Source organism: Chromobacterium fluminis, assembly GCF_011602385.1.
Classification (GTDB): Bacteria; Pseudomonadota; Gammaproteobacteria; order Burkholderiales; family Chromobacteriaceae; genus Chromobacterium; species Chromobacterium fluminis.
In genome coordinates this window covers 24,592-44,120 of the sequence record NZ_JAAOMA010000022.1, presented here as the reverse complement: position 1 = coordinate 44,120, position 19,529 = coordinate 24,592, and the positions used below count along the sequence as shown (strand labels likewise).

Below are 19,529 nucleotides of genomic sequence, written 5' to 3'. Positions count from 1 at the left end.
ATCACCATGAAACAACTCCTGAGCGCCGGCCTCCTATGCGCCGCCTGTTCCCTGGCCCACGCCGACAACGACATCTCCTTGCTGGTGTTCGGCGCATCCATACACAGCCAATGCAGCGGAAAACATTGCGACTTCAACGGTGAAAACCCCGGCTTGGGGCTGGAATGGGCGCCGCTGGGCAACGACGCGGATGGACGCTGGATAAGCCGCATCGGCTCTTATCGCGATTCCTTCCGCGAAACGGCTTGGTTCGTCGCCGGCGGCTGGCGCAAGGAATGGCAGTTGGGCTCCAGCCCGCTCTACGCCGGCACCACCCTGTTACTCGGTTATCTGGACGGCTCCGGCGTCAAGCAGGTAGTCGCCTACCCCATGCTGAGCATCGGCACACGCAAGCTGGCGCTGGAAGTGGGTTACGCGCCCAAGATGGACTATACGCCGCACAAAACGCGGGTCGCCGTCACCACTTTCAATCTACGCTGGACCTTTTAAAAGCCCGGCAAAGCTAGCGCAGCGAGCGCACCACCGCGCTGACAACGCCCCAGATCTCGACGTCGGTCTCCGCCGGCAAATCGGCGCAGCCTGCTTGCGCGGCGCGCAAGCAGGCGTGCCCTGGGCTCAGATGCAGCCGGCGCACCAGAAACTCGTCGCCCATCACCGCCACAACGACATCGTTGTGGCGCGGCGGCGGCATGCGATCGACGATCAATAGATCGCCGTCGAAAATGCCGGCCCCGGCCATGGCGTCGCCGGCGACACGCACGAAGAAACTGGTGTCCGGATGCTGAATCAGAAAGTCGTTAAGATTGAGCGAACGCTCCAGATAGTCGTCGGCCGGCGACGGAAAGCCCGCCGCCACGCTGCCGTCGAACCACGGAATATGAGTGTCGCCGGCGGAGGGGCCCCGCGCGGCGCTTATCCGGCCCGGCGCCAGCCGCGCCAGTTCCGCCAAAGGCCGGTCGCGAGCGACCAGCGGCGGGCTCTTCGGCTTCTCATCGTCCATATCGCGCCGCTCAGCGGACAATGACGCGAACCTCGCCCGCGGCCAGGCGGCCGATCTTGGCGGCATAAGCGAAACCGGCGCGTTGGAAACGCGCCAAAACCTCGTCCGCCTGCTCCGGCGCCACCGCGGCCAGCAAGCCGCCGCTGGTCTGCGGATCGGCCAACAGCCGTAACTGCCACTCCGGTAGATCCGCACCAAAGTCGACGTGCTCGCCGAAACTGGCGAGGTTGCGCTCGATCGCGCCCGGACCGCAGCCTTGCTCCGCAAAAACGCGGGCTTCCTCGATCACCGGCACGTCGGCCATATCAATGTGCGCCACCAGCTTGGCGCCCTTGCATACTTCCAAGGCATGGCCGAGCAAGCCGAAGCCAGTGACGTCGGTCAGCGCGTGCACGCCGTCCATGGCCGCCAACTCCGCTCCCACCGTGTTCAACTTGGTGGTGGAAGCGATCAAAGCCTGGTAACCCTTGTCGTCCAACTCCCCTTTTTTCATCGCCTGCGCCAGCACGCCAACACCCAGGCCCTTGCCCAAAATCAGCACGTCGCCGTCTCGCGCCTCGCTGTTGCGCTTGAGCTGATCCGGGTGTACCACGCCCAAGGCAACCAGGCCGTAGATAGGCTCGGGGGAGTCGATGGAATGACCGCCTGCGAGCGGAATGCCGGCGGCGTGACATACCGACTCGCCGCCCGAAAGGATGTCGCGAATGGTCTCCACCGGCAACACCTTCACCGGCATGCCGACGATGGCCAGCGCCATGATGGGCGTCGCTCCCATCGCGTAAATGTCCGAAAGCGCGTTAGTGGCGGCGATGCGGCCAAAGTCATAAGCATCGTCTACGATGGGCATGAAAAAATCGGTGGTCGCCACGATCGCCTGCGAGGCGTTCAATTGATACACTGCGGCGTCGTCGCTGGTTTCCGCACCCACCAAGAGATTGGGAAAGGCCATTTTTTCCTTGGCCGTCGACAAAATGGACTCCAGCACCGCCGGGGCAATTTTGCAGCCGCAGCCGCCGCCGTGAGACAATTGCGTCAATTTGATTTCAGCCATTTGCGGACTCCGCCATATTTATGCTTTTCAAGGTCGCGAACGTATCACAGCTTGAGCAGTTTGACGAGATCATCGACGTCCGCTCTCCGGCAGAATTTGCCGAGGATCATATTCCCGGCGCCATTAACTGCCCGGTTCTGGACAACGATGAGCGGATTCGCGTCGGCACGCTGTACAAACAGGTTTCTCCATTCGAAGCGCGCAAAGTCGGCGCGGCGCTGGCCGCCAAGAATATCGCCCGACACATCGAAGAACGCTTCGCTGATCGCCCCAAATCCTGGCGCCCGCTGATCTGCTGCTGGCGCGGCGGCCAGCGCTCCGGCTCCATGGCGCTGATCTTCGCACAGATAGGCTGGCCAGCGCATCAGTTGGAGGGCGGCTACAAAGCCTACCGTCGCCAAGCGCTGCAATGGCTGGATGAGCTGCCGGGCCAGCTCAAGCTGCGCGTGATCTGCGGCCCCACCGGCTCCGGCAAAAGCCGCTTGCTGCATGCCTTGGCGCGCGCAGGCCACCAAGTGTTGGATCTGGAGCAGTTGGCCAATCACCGCGGCTCGGTGCTCGGCCGCCTGCCGGACTTGCCGCAACCGCCGCAAAAGTGGTTCGACACCTTGCTGCTGCAACAGATTCGCGGCCTGGACCCCATGCGGCCGGTCTTCATCGAGTCGGAAAGCAAGAAAGTGGGCTTCGTCACCCTGCCCGATGCGCTGTATCGTCAGATGCACCAAGGCGACTGCCTGCTGATCGACGTGCCCTTGGCCGAACGCGTGCGATTCCTGCTTGAGGATTACGCCTTCTACCTGCAAGACCCCGAGGCCTTGATCCGCCAGTTGGGGTTCTTGAAGGGCTTACACTCAGGAGAGCAATTGGACGCCTGGAACCAGATGATCCGAGCCGACCGCTTTGATGCGCTGGTAGCCGATTTGCTGGCCAAGCACTATGATCCGCTCTACTACCGTTCGCTGGGAAAGCATTACCCGCAACTGGCCGAAGCCGTGCCTCTACGGCTGGACAGCCTGGCACCGGAAGGGCTGGATCTGGCCGCCTCGCGCATCATCTGAGAACATGTTTACGATCTAGCGAGACAAGGCGAAAACGACGGAGAAAGCGGAATGTACACGTGCATCTTGGGCTTGTTTTTAACGCCGCATCGCTGAAGCGCAGCTGATCGTAAACCGGTTCAACGTCCGCCTCGCCGAGCGGCGCTGATCGCGACGCGAAACTGCGGTATCATCAGAACATCCTAATTCATCCGCGGCGCCGCGCCGCGCCCCGACTCCGCGCGCATGACCCCACACGCTCAACTTGACTGGCACGACGGTCAACCGGTTTCCCTCGCATTCGGCGATGTCTACTTCTCCCGCGCCTCCGGCCTGGACGAAACCCGCCATGTTTTCCTGCGGCACAACCGCTTGGCCGAACGCTTCGCCGAATTGCCCGCCGGCGGCCACTTCACCATTGCGGAAACCGGCTTCGGCACCGGCCTGAATTTCTTGTGCGCGTGGGAGTGTTTCCTGCAATACGCGCCGGCCGATACGCGCCTGCACTTCATCAGCGCGGAGAAGTTTCCGCTGACCCCGCGCGACCTGACCCAAGCGCTGGCGCTCTGGCCTCAGCTAGCCGGCCTGACCCAACAATTGCTGGCCCAATACCAGGCACTGCCCCCTGGCTGGCACCGCCTGCTGTTGAGTCAGGGACGCGTCACGCTGACCTTGCTGATCGGCGATGTTCTGGAAGTGCTGCCGGAGGTGGACGCTCGCGTCGACGCCTGGTTCCTCGACGGCTTCGCCCCGTCCAAGAACCCGGACATGTGGCAACCGGAGTTGTTCCAGACCATGGCGCGGCTCTCCGCGCCCGGCGCCACCTTCGCCACGTTCACCAGCGCGGGTTTCGTGCGCCGCGGCTTGAGCGAAGCCGGCTTCGCCGTCAGCAAAACAGCCGGTTTCGGCCATAAGCGGGAAATGAGCCACGGCCATTTGCAAACCCTGCCCGCCGGAGAGTGGTCGCCGCCGTGGTTCGCGCGCCCGGCGCGGCGCCATGGCGAACGCAGCGCCATCGTCATCGGCGGCGGCATCGCCGGCGCCGCCAGCGCCTACAGCCTGGCTTGCCGCGGCTGGCAAGTCACCGTGGTAGAACGTCTGCCCGAACTGGCCCGCGGCGCTTCCGGCAACCCGCAAGGCGTGCTGTACACCAAGCTGTCTTCGCACTTCACCCCGCTGACCCGCCTGATCCTGTCCGGCTACGCTTACAGCCTCCGCACGCTGAAAACCCAATTGCCGGAAGACGACGCGAACTGGCGCGGGTGCGGCGTATTGCAATTGGCCTACGATGCGGCCGAGGCTGAGCGCCAGCAAGGCTTGGCCTCGGCCGGTTTCGGCGCTGATTTCCTGCGCCCGGTCGACGCCAGCGAGGCCAGCGAGCTGGCCGGCGTTGAACTGCAGCACGGCGGCCTGTTCTTTCCGGAAGGCGGCTGGGTCAACCCGCCCGCTCTGGTGCGCAAACTGGTGGAACATCCCAATATCCAAGTTCGCACCAGCCGCACCATCGTGGAGCTGGACTACAACCCTCTGGATAAAAGCTGGGTCGCCATCGGCGATGAAGGATCCGTGGCCATCGGCTCCGTGGTCATTCTGGCCGGAGCGGCGGAAACCGGCTCCTTCGACGCCACCCAGCACCTGCCCTTGAAAAAGATTCGCGGCCAAGTCACCGTGGCGCGCGCCACCGAACACAGCGAGGCGCTGCGCACCGTGCTGTGCGGCGAAGGCTATATCTCCCCTGCCCGTTTCGGCGAACACTGCCTGGGCGCCACCTTCAAATTCAACACCGAAGATCTCGGCGTCAATCTGTTCGAGCATCAGGAAAATCTGCAAATGCTGGCGGGGCTGGCGCCCAGCCTCTACCAGGCCTTGGGCGGAGAAGGTTTGCTGGACAAAGCCCTGGCCGGGCGCGCCGCGCTGCGCTGCACCAGCCCGGACTACCTGCCCATCGTCGGCCCGGTCGCCCACGCGCAAAGCCTGATCGACGCCTATTTGCCGCTGAGCAAGGACGCTTCCTTGAAACTAAGCGCCGCCGCTCCCTGGATAGACGGTCTCTACGTCAACACGGCCCATGGTTCGCGCGGCATGATCACCGCGCCGCTGTCCGGCGAAATCCTCGCCGCCCTGCTGGAGGACGAGCCGGCCCCGGTGGCCCGCAGCCTGATGCAAGCCACCCACCCCAGCCGCTTCCTGATGCGCGACCTGATGCGCAACAAAGTCCCCCAGCGGAGCTGACGCGGGCCGAGGGCCAACGCAAAAAGCCCCCAACGCGCCAAGCGCCGGGAGCCAAGAACAGCGGCGGGAGTTTCAGGCGGCGGATTTGGCCGCCGTCTCCACCGCCTCGCGGATATCGTCGGGAATGGATACCGACTTGCCCGCCTGATAATCCACCCACACCAGCGTTACCTCGCCGCTGGCGTACACTACGCCGGGATCGTCGCGCCGATAAAAATGGTGACGCAGCTTCAAGCTGCTGCGTCCCAGCTTTTCCAATTCGATGGTAATGTCGAGCGTGGCCGGATAAGTGATCTCCTTGCGAAACACGCAGGAAGTGCCCGCCAGCACCGGCCCGCAGCCGGAAGGATCGATGCCGTGCCCCAAGCTCTCCAGCCAATCCAGGCGGATCTGCTCCAGATAACGGAAATAATAGGTATTGTTCAAATGCCCGACGGCATCCATATCTCCCCAACGCATCACGATGCTGCGGGTGTCGATTACCGGATAATGCTTGTCCACGCTCTTCCCTTTGAAAGGCGGGCCGGCGCGGCGTCCATCAAGCGCCACTCACGGCCGGCGCGCCATGATGGTTTGCACTGCGTGCATGATAACGGCCAATCCCTTCCGGGTCACATAGCGTCACATAAAACACAACAAATCCAAATATCCGCCTTCGAAACAAAACGGCATACTGGTCTCCGTCAGCAGCCAGGGCTCGCAAGAGTCCTGATCTGGCATGATCAGCGCGCGGGTTCTGTTGGAAATTACCTACCCCTTCTGGCCAGCGCGTTGGTCTCCTGAGCGAAGGTGCAAATTGGGGCCCCATCTGGGGCTCTTTTTTTATGCTCCGCGGCCCCGCTCCAAAACAAAAGCGCGAATTCATTGCGCAAATGTTAAGCCCGCCCCGATTTCATCACAGCCCGTCACACAAGCCCCCAATAATCACTCTATTTGGCCAGTGCCGGCAGGCGCATACTGCCTCCATCGAATTCGCTCTCCCCCGAGGGCGGTTTGATACGATCGAAGCGCTGTTCGCTGTGGATACACGCCCTCCGGCAGCTGCGTCGATCACCTGAGCGAAGGTGCAATTCAGAGCCCCCTTACCGGGGCTCTTTTTTTACCTTCCATCCAAAGCAGAGCGAACCGCTGCCGCCCGCATGCTTTCGTGATAGACTCGCCTGACGCGAAGCAAAAAAAGAGGCCGCACAAAGGCGGCCCAAACGGGGATCTCAATTCACAAAGTGTCCAAGTACAAACTTGGCGCGTCAAAACTAAAGCACAGACGGACGACGTCTACATAACGCAAACTCAATCGAAGGCCCTACAAGCGGCTTGAAACAATAAGTAAAAACCCGCTTGCCGAATCCTCATGCCAGCCTTGAAGCGGCATGACTCGTATACTATCGGCTACGCCGCCGGGCAAATATAAGATTATTCTTAAAATTTTCGTGTTTTATTCCAAAGCCCTGAAGGCGGCCGGCAGCCTTTCTTGACAAGTGCGGCGAACGCTTTTCTAATCGCAAATTTCCCGCCTTTGTGCGCCCCCTCATTTACCATCACAGGAAACCTCCATGACCATTCGAGTCAACGGCATCGAAATCACCGAAGATATGGTGCAAGCGGAACAAGCCCACTACGCTGACGCGCCGAACCCGCACGATGCCGCCGTTCAGGAACTGATCCTGCGCGAGCTGCTGCTGCAGAAAGCCAAGTCCATCGGCATCGACACCGCCGACCAAGGCACCGCCATCGGCGCCTTGCTGGAACAAGAGCTGCAGGTTGACGCCGTAGACGAAGCGGCATGCCTGGCGTTTTACAATCAATACCCAGAGCGTTTCAGCAGCGGCGAATCCGCCGTGGCCAGCCACATCCTGTTCGCGCTGGGCGAAGGCCTGGCCGGCAGCCTGGCCAAGGCCAAGGCGGAAGGCGTACTGGAGGAAATCAAAGCCAACCCGGCCCGCTTCTCCGACCTGGCCCGTGAACACTCCACCTGCCCGTCCGGCCAACAAGGCGGCAGCCTGGGTCAGTTCGGCCGCGGCCAGATGGTGCCGGAATTCGAACAGGCGGTATTCAGCACCGACGCCGGCCAGATCGCGCCGGACCTGGTGCAGACCCAGTTCGGCTACCATATCATCCAGGTGCAGGAACGCCACGAAGGCGGCAAAGTGAGTTTTGAGGAAATCAAGGACCGCTTGCAGCAATATCTGAACGACATGGCCGGCAACAAGGCGATGCAGGCCTATCTGGGCCAATTGGTGGCCGCCGCCCAAATCGAAGGCTATGCGATGCCGGCGCTGTAAGCCACGGCTCGAACCCGTACAAAACCGAGGCGCAGTCGCGCCTCGGTTTTTTTGCGCGCATCAGTTGCGACCGCGCAGCGACGCCCCCACCGGCCTCGAGAATGGGAAGCCGTCCTTGCGGTCCCAATTGATCGACCAGCTCATCACTCCGCGGAACGTCGGGTAGGCCTGATTCGGCTTGACTACGCCGCAGTTCTTCAACGCCATCAGACAATCCAGTGATTTGATGACGGTATCCGCGCTGACAAAACCAGAGTTGGCGGAACTACGCCCGGAAGGCACGCCAAAGGCCACCTGATCCGGCCGCAAGCCCTTGAAACTGCCCGAAGCGCCGTAAGCCAAAGGAAAACCTTCAATCAACATCTTGCTGCCGCCCACCAGCATGTCCACGCTGCCCTCCGCCAAGGCGGCGTTGGAATACGGCGTGTTCAGCCCGCCGTTGTTGTAGTACTGGACATGAATCACGCTCAAATCGTCGCGCAAGGCGTCGATGATGGGCAGATAAGCGCCCCAGACGCTGCCGTAGGCAACGTAGCCGCCCTGAACATAGGGATGCTCCGGCGCCATCGACAGGTAGAAGCCCGCCCCCACCTTGGTTTTCAACTGCTTCACCGCGCCAATCAGGTTGCCGATGATGGGCGCGCCCTGCGACACACCACTTTCCAGATCCAGATCGATGCCGTCGAAGCCGAATTTGACGATGATGGCGTAGAGGCTATTGACGAAATTCTGCGCCTGCACCGAAGTGTTCAGCGTGACCGAGCCATTCTGCCCGCCCAGCGACAGCACCACCTTCTTGCCTTTGGCCTGCTTGGCGCGAACATCCTGGATGAACTGCGTCTCGGAACCGGCCTTGGGATCCAGCGTGAAGCTGAGATTGCCGTTGCCGGCATCATCGGCGAAGGCGACGACGATCACATCCCAATCGTCGCTAACCTGGCTGAGCGGATAGGTATCGCCGCTGGGATTGGCGAAATTATGCCAATACCCGACCAGCGCATGCTTGGCGAACGGCGCGGACGGGCCCGGAGATGGCGATGGCCCTGGGGACGGCGTCGGCTCCGGCGCCGCGCCGCAGCTTCCTCCAGCCTGCCACAGCGTGGGCGTGGCCGGCGGATTCCAATTGGCGCCCACATAAGCGGTATGTGTCGCGCGCGCGGTGAAATTGGCCGCCGCATAAGCCGCCACATCGCCCGCCTGGTAAGTTGAACCCTCTCTCCAATCCGGACACGCGGCGGCCAAGACCGGCCCAGCGCCCAACATCATTGCGCATACCGGCGCCAACAGCATGGCTTTCCCCTTCGAGTACATGCGGCATCCTCCTTTGCGATACGACAGCACGCGCTGCCGGCGGATGCCGGATTGGACGCAAGCTGGTATTTGATTGGTATTACATCAAACACGTAATGTCAAAGGCATTTTTTGGTCAATGCGACAGCCGGGGCAATTTTCTACAATACGTCCCTCCCCGGCCCGGCTACTTTGTCCGCAACAGCCAAAGGCGGATATCCGGCCGCCGCGCTGCCCACCGTCAGGAGACATCATGAATCAGACTCTCGCCATGGCCGGCTTCGCGCTGGCCGCCTCCATCACGCCGGGCCCGGTCAACCTCGTCGCGCTCAGCTGCGGCGCTCGCTACGGCGCGCGTGCGGGCATGCGCCATGTCGGCGGCGCCTCCGCCGGCTTCACCCTGCTTCTATTACTGACCGGACTGGGTCTGGAGCAGACCTTGCGACAATGGCCGGCGCTAACCCAGACGCTGCGGTGGGCCGGCGTGACCTTCTTGCTCTATATGGCGTATCAATTGGCTCGCAGCGACGGCACGCTGGATATGGACAAGAACGGCGCTCGGCCAAGCTGGTGGCGCGGCGCGGCGATTCAATGCTTGAACCCCAAGGCCTGGATCGCGGCGCTGGCGGGCTGCGCGGCGTTCACCTCCGGCCAAGACGCGACGGCGTTATGGCGCTTCGCCGCGCTCTACTTTCTGATTTGCTACGTCTCAGTCGGCTGCTGGGTGGTGGCCGGGGCCTGGCTAGGGCAAAAGCTGGAGTCGCCCAGGCGGCTGCGCCTCTTCAATCAGACAATGGCTTTATTACTGGGGCTAAGCGCGTTGGGCTTGCTGAACTGAGCCGGCGCGGTACTGCCCCGGCGTGGCGGCGACATACTGTTTGAAGATTTTATGCAGATGGGCCTGGTCGGAAAAACCGGCGGCCTGCGCCACTTGCGCCAAGGGCAGCCCGCCGCGCACCAGCCGCCGCGCCAGCTGCACCCGCTGATTCAGCAAAAAGTCGTGAGGCGTGACCCCGTAACGCCGTTTGAACGCGCGAATCAGATAGGAGGCCGACAAGTCCGCCGCCGCGCAGATGTCCTCCAGGCGCAAAGTCTGGTCGCAATGCGCCGCGATATACTCCGCCGCGCGCGCCAAACGCTGGCTCGACTCCGCCGCCGGTTCGACGGCCAAGCCCAAGACTCTGTGCGCGCCGCCGAAAAAAGCCGTAGCCGCCGCGTCCTTCTCCAGAAGCTCCCGCCCCTCCGCGCACAGCAAGTCGAACAAAGCGTTGAAGCCGGCGAACAAACGCGGGTCCCGGCTCGCCGCGTCGCCAAAGGGACGAAAGCCGCCACTCTGATCCAGACCAAGCGTTTGCTGCAAGCCGCCGAGCCAGGCGACGTCCACATACAGCATGCGATAGGACCAGGCCTGCCCCGCCACGGGATTGCAGGCATGAATATCGCCCGGATTCATCAACACCAGGGAGCCTCGCTCGCTGCGGCGCACTTTGCCGTTGAAGTAGTCGCAGGCGCCCGCGGTGATGACGCCGATGGAAAACGTCTCGTGCGCGTGTCTGGCGTAACAGACGCGGCGTCCATCGGCCACAGAGCGAGCCTCGAACTGCGGCAAAGCCGCATCGCGCCAGAAGCGATGATCGACTCTTGGCCGCGCGGGCGCGGCGAATGGCTCCGACATCGGCCTACTCCCCTTTCATCCAGTAAAACAACATGCCCAGCCATTCCCGCAGCGCGGCGTGACATTCCTGCATCGCCCGCCCGCTGGGCAGCAACCAGGCCACGCCGCCTCCATCGTAACGGATGAAGGCGGTTGGCGCGGCTGTCACGTCCAGAGCCTGACGCTGGAAAAACGGCAAGGCCCGGCGCAAATGCCAGCTCTGGCTGACCAACGCAATCCGCTTGACCCCGGCCGCGTGCAACAGGCCGGCGGAATATCGGGCGTTTTCCAACGTGGTGTTGGAACGCGCCTCCACCCAACGCGGGACAATGCCGTATTCCTCGCGCAGGACCCTAGCCATCACCTCAGCCTCCGCTTCTCCGCCCATCGGCGCGCCGCCTGTCAGCAGGATCGGCTTGCCGCTTTGACGCGCCAACCGCGCGGCGTAACGCAGCCGCGCCAACGAATCCGCGCCGGGCTCCATCCCGCCGTATTCTGGCGCCGGCTTCTTGCCGCCGGACAACACCACAATAGCTTCCACCCGGCTCAGTTGCTCGGCGCTAATCACCGGATAACGTTCCAGGCTACGGTTCAGCCACATCGCCGTCATCGGCGTGCTCAAGACATACAGGCCCGCCATGCCTAACATCAGCAAGCAGGCTCCCAAGCGTCGCCAATGGCGACGCAGCCACAGCCCTAGCGACATCAGCAGCAACATGTTCAGCGGCGGCAACAATAAGGAGCCCAAGACCAAGTGGACCAATACTTGCGTGGAAATTGAGGAAACCATGGGAAATGACAATGCGTTGACTTGGCGCCAGTTAAACATGCGACGCCCGGCAAATCAATGCCGCGGAAACCAGATGGCCGCGTAGGCGCGGCGGTAGCCGTTGTCCGGGTCGTAACCGATACTCAGATAACTATCGCGTATCGTCTGTTTGACCAGCAAATGCGGTTGGGTGACGTAAAGGCTGGGCGGCTGACCGGCAAAGGCCCGGTTCAACTCGTCAGCCATCTGCCAACCATGCAGGTGCAAGGGTTCGGCGATGGTCGCTTCCTGCATCAAGCCCGCTCGAATCCGCCTCATCGCGCTCAGCGAGCCGTCTCCCAATGAGATATTCACGACGGAGGCGTTCAGCTTCCCCAGCGGGTGGCCGATGGAATCGTAATACAAGTCGTTGATGCCTATGCTGTGGGTCCAGGCCTTGCCGTGGCGCTGATACAGCTCGGTCACTTTATCCGGCAGCTCCTGCTGGACCTGGGCCAGCGAAATGTCCTCCACCGCCAAAACCTTGCAGCGCTGGCAAGCTTGCAGTTGCCGCACCGCCTGCCTGGTTTTGGCGGTGGCGATGGCAAAACGGCTATCGGTGAACAACACCACGCCGATCGGACCGCGGCTGCTGGCCACGATGTAGTCGGCGGCGGCTTGCGCCGCAGCCAACGGGCTGGTGGTGATATTGGTGAACAACAAGCCGGGCAAGGGTCCGGGTTTGTCGCCGGCATGCCAGCCAAGCACAGTCACGCCCAGCGCATGCAGGCGTTGAATCTGCGGCAGGAACTCCTGAGCGTCGAAGCCCCCCAAGGCCACGGCGGCCGGCCGTTCCCGCTGCGCTCTCTCCAGAAACTGGAGCAGCGAACTCCGCTGCCCCTGACCGTCCAGCAGCGTCAAGCGCCAGCCCAACAAACGCCCGGCCTCGGCCAAACCCCGGTAGACCCCAACCACGCCACCGTTGCGCAGATCCGAGGCCAAAAACCAGACGCTGCGACCAGGCTGTGCCGCCGGACCGCTGACGGGGCCGTCCCACTCGACCCACTCCCGCGCCGGGTTGTCCCGCCCTTGCGGAGCGTCAACGCCTATGACCGCGGAGCCGGCGACGGCGAACTCCACGCTCAGCAGACACAGGAGCAGTATAAGAAGGCGCAACATGGACCCACTATAGACCACGGCCGGATCAAAGCGCCGCGCCGTCCCCCGCCAGCAATTGGCCGGCCACTTCCGCCGCCACGGCGAACAACAGCGGCGACAGACGCTGCGCCTGCAAACCCGTCGCGCCATGCCGGCTGATCGCCAGCCCGTTCCACGGCATGCGCTCGCCGATCAGGCAAGCTGCCAGCTTGCCGCCGCCTCTCTCGGCCGCGGCCTCAATCTCCGGCAGACGCCGACGCAAAGCGCGGCACACGTCGGCCTCCGCCACAAAGGCCAAAGCCACCCCGGCCGCCACCCGCCGGATGCGCAGGCAAAATGCGCCGATTCCCGGCGCCATCAGCCACAGCAGCAGGTCCAAATCGTCCAGCTCCGGCTCGGACTCGCGCTCCAGCGCATCCTCGACGCTCAAGGCCAGCATCGGACCGCCCCAGAGCCAAAACGGCAAGGTCAGCGGCAAGGGCGGCTCGCCGGCGGCTTGTCTGACGCCGGCCAGAGCCAGTTCCGGCAGCTGTTGCAACAAAGCGCCCGGCAGATGATTGCCGCCCGCCTGCTGAAACTGAGTCGCGGCCTGAGTCAGCCGTCCCAACAAAGCCTGTCGCCAGGATTGAGCCAGTTCGGCCGCAGTCGGCAACGGTTTCGCCAGCTTCGGCATCGCAGCCTGCTCCAGTTGCCAGGCTCGCGCCGGCGCTTCGTCGCCGCTGTCCTTGTTCGGCTTTTCCAGCACCAGCGACAGCTGGAGTCGCGGCTGCGTGTCCAGCACCAGCACTTTCAACACCGTGCCGGGCGTCAATTCCGCCGCGCCTTGCGGCCAAGCCGGCAGGTTCAGCAGAATGCCCTCGCCGCTCAAGAGCGGGCGGCCGTCCGCGCCCCGGCTCAACACCGCCTGCCACTCCCGGCCCGGCGCAAGCTCCGCGCCCGGCTGCGCGCCGTTCGAAACCGGCGCGCTCGGCGCGACCGGAGTCGCCGCCGTGATCGCTCGGATTGAAATAGCCGTGCTCCTTGAAAAAAACCACTCGCATGACGCAAAAAAAGCCAGCCGCATACGCAGCTGGCTTTGGACTCGCGCCGGATCGACGCTGAATCGTAAATTACTGCAGCAGGGACATGGCCAGGCTGCTCATACTGCCGCTTTGCTTCAGCATGGAAGTGCCGGCTTGCATCAGCATTTGCTTGGAAGTCATGCTGGCGCTTTCGTTGGCGTAGTCGGTATCCATGATACGACCCTTGGCGGCCAGGGTGTTGTTGTTCACGTTGGCCAGGTTGTTGTTCACGTGGTCCAGACGGTTGGCGTTGGCGCCCAGGGAGGAGCGAACCGAACCTACCGAATCCAGAGCGGCCTGGATGGTGTTGATGGTGTCGGTCTTGCCGATTTCGTCGCCATTGGTGGCCTTATCTACCGCGGCCTGGCCGTCTTGCTGTGCCTTCAGCGCGGTTTCGTAAGCCGTTTTCTTGGCGCCATCGGTCGGTGCAGCGTCGTAAGCGGCTTTGGCGGTGTCGGTCGCGGTCACCAGGGCCGGCATCGCATCGGTAGCGGTCTTGACGGCGGTAGCGTAGGCGGTGCCGGCGGCGTCATCCTTGAAGAAGGTCTTGGAAACGCTGCCCAGCGCATTGTTCAGCGCGGTCATGCCATCCTTCATGTTCACCGTCATGGATTCGTCGGCCGATGCGCCGATCTGGAACTTCATCTCATCGGTCAGCTTGCCGCCTTGCAGCAGTTTCTCGCCGCCGAAGGAGGTGTTCTTCATGATATTGGTCAGTTCCTTGCCCAGTTCGGCGAATTCGGACTGCATCGCGCTCTTGTCGGCCTTGGTGGAGGTGGCGTTGGCGCCTTCGGTGGACAGGTCCTTCATACGCTGCAGGATGTTGGACACTTCGTTCAGCGCGCCTTCGGCGGTTTGCAGCATGGAGATGCCGTTCTGCGCGTTCTTCATCGCCACTTGCATGCCGCGGCTTTGCGCGTCCAGACGGGTGGCGATCTGCAGGCCGGCGGCGTCGTCCATTGCGGAGTTGATGCGGAAGCCGGTGCCCAGACGGGTCATCGAGGTGGACAGCGCGGTTTGGGTGCCGGTCAGGTTGGACTTGGTGTTCAGTGCGGCGATATTGGTGTGCAGGCTCAGCATAGCTTTTGCTCCAGAAGTCAGGTTGGTTGGTCCGGCATCGCTGCCGTCACCATCACAAGGCGGCCGTCTACTGGCAAACTTAAGCCCGCCCGGAACGTGAAAAATCACATCGCCGTCTTGCCTCGCCTCCTCGCCCCTGAGCATGCCGCGCCCTCAAGCCAGTAGCCGCCGGCCTCGCAACTTGCTATCGTCGGTCCGTTCGCCGTTTCAAAGCGCCGCAGGAGCCCGCATGGCACTATCCTTTTCCGAACTGATCGCTCAGTACTGGTCTACCCCCAAGTGGGAAATCAATCTACTCATCACGCTAAACCTGTTCGGCGGCCTGCTGCTGGGTTGCCTGGTGGGTTACGAGCGCTGGTTCAACGGCCGCGCCGCCGGCATGCGCACCTATGGCCTGGTATCCATGGCCTCCGCAGCGGCCATCAGCATCGTCGGCTATTCCGGCTACTGGTACGGCGGCCTCTATCCCGACATGACCCATGGCGACATGACCCGGGTGGCCCAAGGCGTCCTGACCGGCGTCGGCTTCCTGGGCGCCGGCATGATCATGAAGGAAGGGCTGAGCATCAGCGGCCTCACCTCCGCCGCCTCGATCTGGATGTCCTCTGTGATCGGCATCCTGGTCGGCGTCGGTTTCTACGCCGCCGCCATCGCCATTACTTTGCTGTGCGTGCTGTGCATGCTCTCCATCAATCAGATGGAGAACCGCTTGCCGCGCCGCTTCAGCCTGTTCATCGTCATCCGCTTCAAGCCGGAATACCAATGGACGGTGCAGACGCTCAGCGCCGGTCTGCTTCGCTTCGGCGTGCGTCTGCACGAGGACAGCATCGCGCTGAACGCCGGCCCGGACGCCACCGAATGGAGCTTTCTGGTCTCCGCGCAAAACCGGCGCGACCTGATCAATGTCGTGGACCTGTCGCGCGACATCATGCAGATCGACCATATCGAAACCCTCAGCATCCAGCCCGCGCGCAATTAAGGCCTATCGCCCGGCCGGCCCGCCGGCTAGGTGTTTCCACGCCATCAAGTTTCCCTCCGGATTGACGATATCAGTTCACCTACACTTCCTGTTCCGGAGTCTGCAATGCGAGTCGCGTCCATGGCGCTGTCGATGAGCAGCCAATACAGCTTCAGCCAAAGCCTCAGCGTTCAACAACAAAGCCGCACCTGGGTGCAGCTGCCCCCGTCCTCCCCTCCGGCCAAACCTTCCTCCGACGTCAGCCTAAGCTCCGACGGCGTCAACGCCAGCGCCAAAGACAAAGCCTTCGCCGATGGCATGACGCCGATGCTGGGGCTGATCAAGGACATTCTGGAAAAGGTGCTGGGCGTCAAGTTCAAGGTTGTTGACGGCACTTTGCAAAGAGACGACGGCCAAGACGAGCCATCCGCCGACTCGCGCCCCGCGCGATCCGGCCAGTCCTCTGCCCCGCAGTCGCAGCAAGCGCGCGCCGGCGGCGAACTCAAACAAACCGTTGACTATCAGGAAAGCGAAAGCCTGGCGTTTTCGGCCAAGGGTTCGATCAAGACCCAGGACGGACGCGAGTTCAATTTCGCGCTGGACGTGCAAATGAGCCGCAGCTTCGAATACCACAGCAGCAGCACGATACAGTTTGGCAACGGCAAGGCCACCGACCCGCTGATGCTCAGTCTGGGCAACGACGCCGGCAGCTTCAGCGGCGCCAGCGTCAGCTTCGACCTGCAAAGCAACGGCAAGCAAACCCAGCTGCCCTTCATCAACAACGGCGGCTGGCTGGCCCTGGACCGCAACGGCGACGGCAAGATCAATGACGGCAAGGAATTGTTCGGCACCCAATCAGGCAACGGCTTCGCCGATCTGGCCAAGCTGGACGGCAACGGCGACGGCGTGCTGGACGACGGCGACGCCGCGTTCGCGCAATTGAAGCTCTGGTCCGGCCGCGACGGCGACAAGGACCAGTTGATGGGCTTGAAGGAATTGGGCATCGGCGCCATCCTGCTGCCCAGCGTGGACAGTCCGTTCAGCATCAAGAACGCCGACAATCAATCCCAAGCCGACATCCGCCGTTCCGGCGTCTATCTGACCGAAGACGGCCGCGCCGGCCGCGTCAGCCAGGTAGACGTCTACGGCTGAACCCGGCCCGCGCCAACGACAAAGGCCGCTTGCGCGGCCTTTGTCGTATCCGGCGGACGCCGGTCAGGAGATATAGTTGAACAGCGAGAGCTGAGTCACCTTGTTATAGGTCAGCTGGCTGTATTTCAACGAGGTCTGCGCCAGGGTGAAATCAGAGATCGCCTGCGGCATGTCCAGATCCTGCAAATCGCCAATGCTGCTGGCGTACTGCAGCTTCAGGCTGCCCCCTACATTCTGCATATTGTCGTTCTGCTGGCCGCGAGCGCCGATGGACGCCAACGCTAGCGACATCTGCTGCTGAGCCGAGTCGATGGCGTTGATCGCGCTGTTCAACTGGGTTCCGAAGTTGGCTGGCTTTGGATTCTGGCCCAACAGGGTGTTCAACTGAATCAGGCCATCGAAGGCCGCGGTGGCGCTGCCGCCCGGCGTGCCGAACACCGTGCTGCCCGGATCGGAAATCGTCATCTGCTGCGAGGCGCTGATCTGTACACTGCGCTGGCCGGTATCGCCCAGATACGAAGCCGGCGGCACCGCCGACAGGCTGACCGCGAAAGGCAGCGTATCGGTCTTGTTGCCGCTGAACAGATAATTGCCGCGGCCGTCCGTGGAGTTGGCGTAGGTCGTCAACTCGGTAATGCCCTCCTGCAACTGCTTCTGAATCGCCTGCAGCTCGGTTGGGCTCAAGGCGCCGCTGCCGGCGGAAATCGCCAGGCTCTTCATGCTGGCCATTAGGTCCGACGAACTTTTAATCGCGGTCTCGGACAGCGACAACCAAGAGCTCACTGCCTGGGTATTGCTGATGTACTGGCTGTTCTGGCCCTGCGACTGACTGATCAGCAGAATACGCGCCGCGGCCACCGGATCGTCGGCCGGCGTCACCACCCGCTGCTGATTGTCGATCTGCATCGTGAGCTTGTAAATACTGGCCTGCAAGCTCTGCATATTGTTCAGGCCGGACTGATAAATGTTGTTGGAGCTGATACGCATCGGTCTCTCCTTAGCCCATCAGGTTCAGAATGCTGGAGAAGGTGGTTTGCGCCACCTGTATCACCTTGCTGCACGCCTGATAGGACTGTTGATACTTGATCAGATTGGCCGCCTCCTGATCCAGGCTCACCCCGGTGACGTTGGACAGGCTTTCCGTGGTCTGCTTCAACGTATTCAGCATGGCCGCGGACTGCAATTGCGCGGTATTGGTCTGATTGCCCACCGAAGCCACCAGAGTCGAATAATAGGAACCATAGGACTGATTGCCCACCAGCTTAAGGTTCTGCTGCGCCAGCAACTCGCGCAAATTGGTGTTGTCGCCCGGCGGCGGCTTGGTGCCGGCCGGGGCCGGTCCCACGGTAAAAGTCTGGCCGTTGATCGGCGCGCCGGACAGCTGAAAGCTGACGCCCACGTCCACCGGCGGCACCGCCGTTGTCTGCAACTTGAAGCTGTTGCTGGCCCCGCCGCCCACCGGAACCACATTGTAAGGTCCGCCGCCGTTGGGGCCCGCGATGGTGGCCGTCATCGTCGCCGGGCTGCCCGCTGCGGTGATGGTCATCCCGGTCATGCCGATGGACGGATGCGTGCCGGTGCCGGGAAAGACCGGCGGCACGCTGTTGATGCTGCCCGCGTAACCGCCCGGCAAGGTGGCCCACACGCCGCTCATGGTGACGCCGTTGCCCCCGGCGCCGCCGGTGGACACCATATTGGACGCGGTGGCCAGTTTATTGGGATCGCCCATCAGCACTTGCAGATTGCTGGCTGCATTCTGCGGATTGGAGGCGTAGCTGCTCAGATCGTTGAAGATGGGCAGGCCGGCTGCGCCGGTATTGTCCACGCCCAGTTGATTCTGATAATTGATTGAAGCGGAAAAATTGATCGCCATCGTGCCCAATTGCTGCCGAGCCTGCAGCAGGGGACCATCGCGAAAGTTCAGCAAACCGCCCAGCTGGCCGCCGGAAACCAGATTGTTCGGAATCGCCGTCACCGTGCCGTTGGGATTGTTGAACACCAATTGCAAGGTGGTGGGATCGCTGGGCAGCGGCTGGGTGGCCAGGGTGTTGGTCTGACCGCCGGTCACCAGGGTCTGGCCGTTGCCGATATACACCGAGTAAGTGCCATCCGCCTGCGGCACCGCCTTGGCGCTGACCAACTTGTTCAGCTCCAGCATAGCCTGATCGCGCTGGTCCATCAGCGTATTGGGCTGCGCGCTCAGCTGATTGCCGCCGGTCAATGCGGCGATTTCGGTATTGAGGCTGGCGATCTGCGTGGCCAGCGCGTTGATGCTGTCCACCGTGGTCTTGATCTGGCCGTTGGCGCCGGACTGCAGCTGTTGCAGCTGTCCGTCGATGGTGGCGAACTTGGTGCTCAAGGCCTGAGCCATGTTCAACACGGTCTGCCGGCTGGGAATGGCGTCCGGCTGCTGCGACAGCGTCTGCATCGCGCCGAAGAAATCCTGCAAGGCGGGGAGGATGGACACGTCGGTCGACGCCATCAGATTGTTGATCTGATTCAGCTGCTTGACCTGGGTGCTGTAATAGCTGCTGTTGGTCTGCGCGGTCTGCACCTGGCCGGACAGGAATTTGTCATAGGTGCGCAGCACATTGGTGACGTCCACGCCCTGCCCCAGGAAGCCGAAGCCCTGATATTGCGGCGTGCGGCCGGCCTGGGTGATGTATTGAACGTTGTACCCCGGCGTGGAGACGTTGGCGATGTTGTTGCCGGTTACCGACAAAGCCGTTTGAGCCGCATTCAGTCCGCTCACGCCGATCGAGAAAATATTGGAGCTCATGATTTACCTCTCTTTGCCTTATCGGCCCGGCGCGCCAAAACTTGACC

At 62.4% G+C, this 19,529-nt stretch carries 18 protein-coding genes; 7 read left to right on the top strand and 11 right to left on the bottom strand.

Features of this window, described 5'->3' with window-relative positions; genetic code table 11:
* Positions 1–6: 6 nt before the first annotated feature.
* Complete coding sequence (locus HA052_RS15800) at positions 7–489, top strand: hypothetical protein (RefSeq protein ID WP_107732555.1); 483 nt, start codon at positions 7–9, stop codon at positions 487–489.
* Between the two features lie 13 nt (positions 490–502).
* Here HA052_RS15800 and HA052_RS15795 read toward each other — a convergent pair whose 3' ends face one another.
* On the bottom strand, positions 503–1,000 hold the full coding sequence (locus HA052_RS15795) for a LexA family protein (RefSeq protein WP_166452602.1): 498 nt from the start codon (positions 998–1,000) through the stop codon (positions 503–505).
* A gap of 10 nt (positions 1,001–1,010) precedes the next feature.
* Positions 1,011–2,051: a selenide, water dikinase SelD gene (selD, locus tag HA052_RS15790; protein ID WP_166452601.1), complete on the bottom strand. Its 1,041-nt coding sequence runs from the start codon at positions 2,049–2,051 to the stop codon at positions 1,011–1,013.
* 20 nt (positions 2,052–2,071) lie between these two features.
* On the opposite strand from selD, the gene mnmH reads away from it, so the two are divergent.
* Together mnmH and mnmC are read left to right on the top strand one after the other, a co-directional pair.
* A complete protein-coding gene (gene mnmH / locus HA052_RS15785; protein ID WP_081546687.1) occupies positions 2,072–3,109 on the top strand; it encodes a tRNA 2-selenouridine(34) synthase MnmH in 1,038 nt (345 codons plus the stop codon).
* A gap of 225 nt (positions 3,110–3,334) precedes the next feature.
* Entirely contained in the window at positions 3,335–5,320 is a 1,986-nt protein-coding gene (gene mnmC, locus HA052_RS15780) for a bifunctional tRNA (5-methylaminomethyl-2-thiouridine)(34)-methyltransferase MnmC2/FAD-dependent 5-carboxymethylaminomethyl-2-thiouridine(34) oxidoreductase MnmC1 (protein WP_166452600.1), read from the top strand.
* A gap of 72 nt (positions 5,321–5,392) precedes the next feature.
* On the opposite strand, the gene HA052_RS15775 is transcribed toward mnmC, so the two are convergent.
* Complete coding sequence (locus tag HA052_RS15775) at positions 5,393–5,821, bottom strand: acyl-CoA thioesterase (RefSeq protein WP_081546797.1); 429 nt, start codon at positions 5,819–5,821, stop codon at positions 5,393–5,395.
* Between the two features lie 1,052 nt (positions 5,822–6,873).
* Here HA052_RS15775 and HA052_RS15770 point away from each other — a divergent pair.
* Positions 6,874–7,602: a peptidylprolyl isomerase gene (locus HA052_RS15770; RefSeq protein ID WP_081546691.1), complete on the top strand. Its 729-nt coding sequence runs from the start codon at positions 6,874–6,876 to the stop codon at positions 7,600–7,602.
* A gap of 60 nt (positions 7,603–7,662) precedes the next feature.
* On the opposite strand, the gene HA052_RS15765 is transcribed toward HA052_RS15770, so the two are convergent.
* Positions 7,663–8,913 carry a chitinase gene (locus tag HA052_RS15765; protein ID WP_166452599.1) on the bottom strand — a complete coding sequence of 417 codons (1,251 nt, stop codon included), beginning with the start codon at positions 8,911–8,913 and terminating at the stop codon, positions 7,663–7,665.
* 232 nt (positions 8,914–9,145) lie between these two features.
* Between HA052_RS15765 and HA052_RS15760 the strand changes: the two genes are divergently transcribed.
* Positions 9,146–9,730, top strand: a complete 585-nt coding sequence (locus HA052_RS15760; protein ID WP_166452598.1) for a LysE family translocator — start codon at positions 9,146–9,148, stop codon at positions 9,728–9,730.
* On the opposite strand, the gene HA052_RS15755 is transcribed toward HA052_RS15760, so the two are convergent.
* The 5 genes from HA052_RS15755 to HA052_RS15735 form a co-directional block, all read right to left on the bottom strand.
* On the bottom strand, positions 9,704–10,567 hold the full coding sequence (locus HA052_RS15755) for an AraC family transcriptional regulator (protein ID WP_166452597.1): 864 nt from the start codon (positions 10,565–10,567) through the stop codon (positions 9,704–9,706). The two genes, HA052_RS15760 and HA052_RS15755, sit on opposite strands and share 27 nt — an antisense overlap.
* 4 nt (positions 10,568–10,571) lie before the next feature.
* Entirely contained in the window at positions 10,572–11,336 is a 765-nt protein-coding gene (locus tag HA052_RS15750) for a YdcF family protein (RefSeq protein WP_166452596.1), read from the bottom strand.
* Between the two features lie 54 nt (positions 11,337–11,390).
* Positions 11,391–12,473, bottom strand: a complete 1,083-nt coding sequence (locus HA052_RS15745; RefSeq protein ID WP_166452595.1) for a type 1 periplasmic-binding domain-containing protein — start codon at positions 12,471–12,473, stop codon at positions 11,391–11,393.
* 25 nt (positions 12,474–12,498) lie between these two features.
* A complete protein-coding gene (locus tag HA052_RS15740) occupies positions 12,499–13,353 on the bottom strand; it encodes a hypothetical protein (RefSeq protein ID WP_166452594.1) in 855 nt (284 codons plus the stop codon).
* A gap of 208 nt (positions 13,354–13,561) precedes the next feature.
* Positions 13,562–14,593, bottom strand: coding sequence for a flagellin N-terminal helical domain-containing protein (locus tag HA052_RS15735; RefSeq protein WP_166452593.1), 1,032 nt, complete (start codon positions 14,591–14,593; stop codon positions 13,562–13,564).
* A gap of 229 nt (positions 14,594–14,822) precedes the next feature.
* On the opposite strand from HA052_RS15735, the gene HA052_RS15730 reads away from it, so the two are divergent.
* Both HA052_RS15730 and HA052_RS15725 read left to right on the top strand, forming a co-directional pair.
* Entirely contained in the window at positions 14,823–15,572 is a 750-nt protein-coding gene (locus tag HA052_RS15730; protein WP_166452592.1) for an MgtC/SapB family protein, read from the top strand.
* Positions 15,573–15,677: 105 nt separating this feature from the next.
* On the top strand, positions 15,678–16,703 hold the full coding sequence (locus HA052_RS15725; RefSeq protein ID WP_166452591.1) for an SPM autocatalytic domain-containing protein: 1,026 nt from the start codon (positions 15,678–15,680) through the stop codon (positions 16,701–16,703).
* A 63-nt stretch (positions 16,704–16,766) separates the two neighbouring features.
* Here HA052_RS15725 and flgL read toward each other — a convergent pair whose 3' ends face one another.
* Complete coding sequence (flgL, locus tag HA052_RS15720; RefSeq protein ID WP_081546709.1) at positions 16,767–17,690, bottom strand: flagellar hook-associated protein FlgL; 924 nt, start codon at positions 17,688–17,690, stop codon at positions 16,767–16,769.
* A gap of 10 nt (positions 17,691–17,700) precedes the next feature.
* On the bottom strand, positions 17,701–19,482 hold the full coding sequence (gene flgK / locus HA052_RS15715; protein WP_166452590.1) for a flagellar hook-associated protein FlgK: 1,782 nt from the start codon (positions 19,480–19,482) through the stop codon (positions 17,701–17,703).
* Positions 19,483–19,529 lie beyond the last annotated feature (47 nt).

Excerpts from the sequence above, each read along its gene's own strand:
- HA052_RS15800 (WP_107732555.1), top strand. The coding sequence starts at position 7 with ATGAAACAACTCCTGAGCGCCGGCCTCCTATGCGCCGCCTGTTCCCTG.
- HA052_RS15795 (WP_166452602.1), bottom strand. The coding sequence starts at position 1,000 with ATGGACGATGAGAAGCCGAAGAGCCCGCCGCTGGTCGCTCGCGACCGG.
- selD (WP_166452601.1), bottom strand. The coding sequence starts at position 2,051 with ATGGCTGAAATCAAATTGACGCAATTGTCTCACGGCGGCGGCTGCGGC.
- mnmH (WP_081546687.1), top strand. The coding sequence starts at position 2,072 with ATGCTTTTCAAGGTCGCGAACGTATCACAGCTTGAGCAGTTTGACGAG.
- mnmC (WP_166452600.1), top strand. The coding sequence starts at position 3,335 with ATGACCCCACACGCTCAACTTGACTGGCACGACGGTCAACCGGTTTCC.
- HA052_RS15770 (WP_081546691.1), top strand. The coding sequence starts at position 6,874 with ATGACCATTCGAGTCAACGGCATCGAAATCACCGAAGATATGGTGCAA.
- HA052_RS15765 (WP_166452599.1), bottom strand. The coding sequence starts at position 8,913 with ATGTACTCGAAGGGGAAAGCCATGCTGTTGGCGCCGGTATGCGCAATG.
- HA052_RS15760 (WP_166452598.1), top strand. The coding sequence starts at position 9,146 with ATGAATCAGACTCTCGCCATGGCCGGCTTCGCGCTGGCCGCCTCCATC.
- HA052_RS15755 (WP_166452597.1), bottom strand. The coding sequence starts at position 10,567 with ATGTCGGAGCCATTCGCCGCGCCCGCGCGGCCAAGAGTCGATCATCGC.
- HA052_RS15750 (WP_166452596.1), bottom strand. The coding sequence starts at position 11,336 with ATGGTTTCCTCAATTTCCACGCAAGTATTGGTCCACTTGGTCTTGGGC.
- HA052_RS15745 (WP_166452595.1), bottom strand. The coding sequence starts at position 12,473 with ATGTTGCGCCTTCTTATACTGCTCCTGTGTCTGCTGAGCGTGGAGTTC.
- HA052_RS15735 (WP_166452593.1), bottom strand. The coding sequence starts at position 14,593 with ATGCTGAGCCTGCACACCAATATCGCCGCACTGAACACCAAGTCCAAC.
- HA052_RS15730 (WP_166452592.1), top strand. The coding sequence starts at position 14,823 with ATGGCACTATCCTTTTCCGAACTGATCGCTCAGTACTGGTCTACCCCC.
- HA052_RS15725 (WP_166452591.1), top strand. The coding sequence starts at position 15,678 with ATGCGAGTCGCGTCCATGGCGCTGTCGATGAGCAGCCAATACAGCTTC.
- flgL (WP_081546709.1), bottom strand. The coding sequence starts at position 17,690 with ATGCGTATCAGCTCCAACAACATTTATCAGTCCGGCCTGAACAATATG.
- flgK (WP_166452590.1), bottom strand. The coding sequence starts at position 19,482 with ATGAGCTCCAATATTTTCTCGATCGGCGTGAGCGGACTGAATGCGGCT.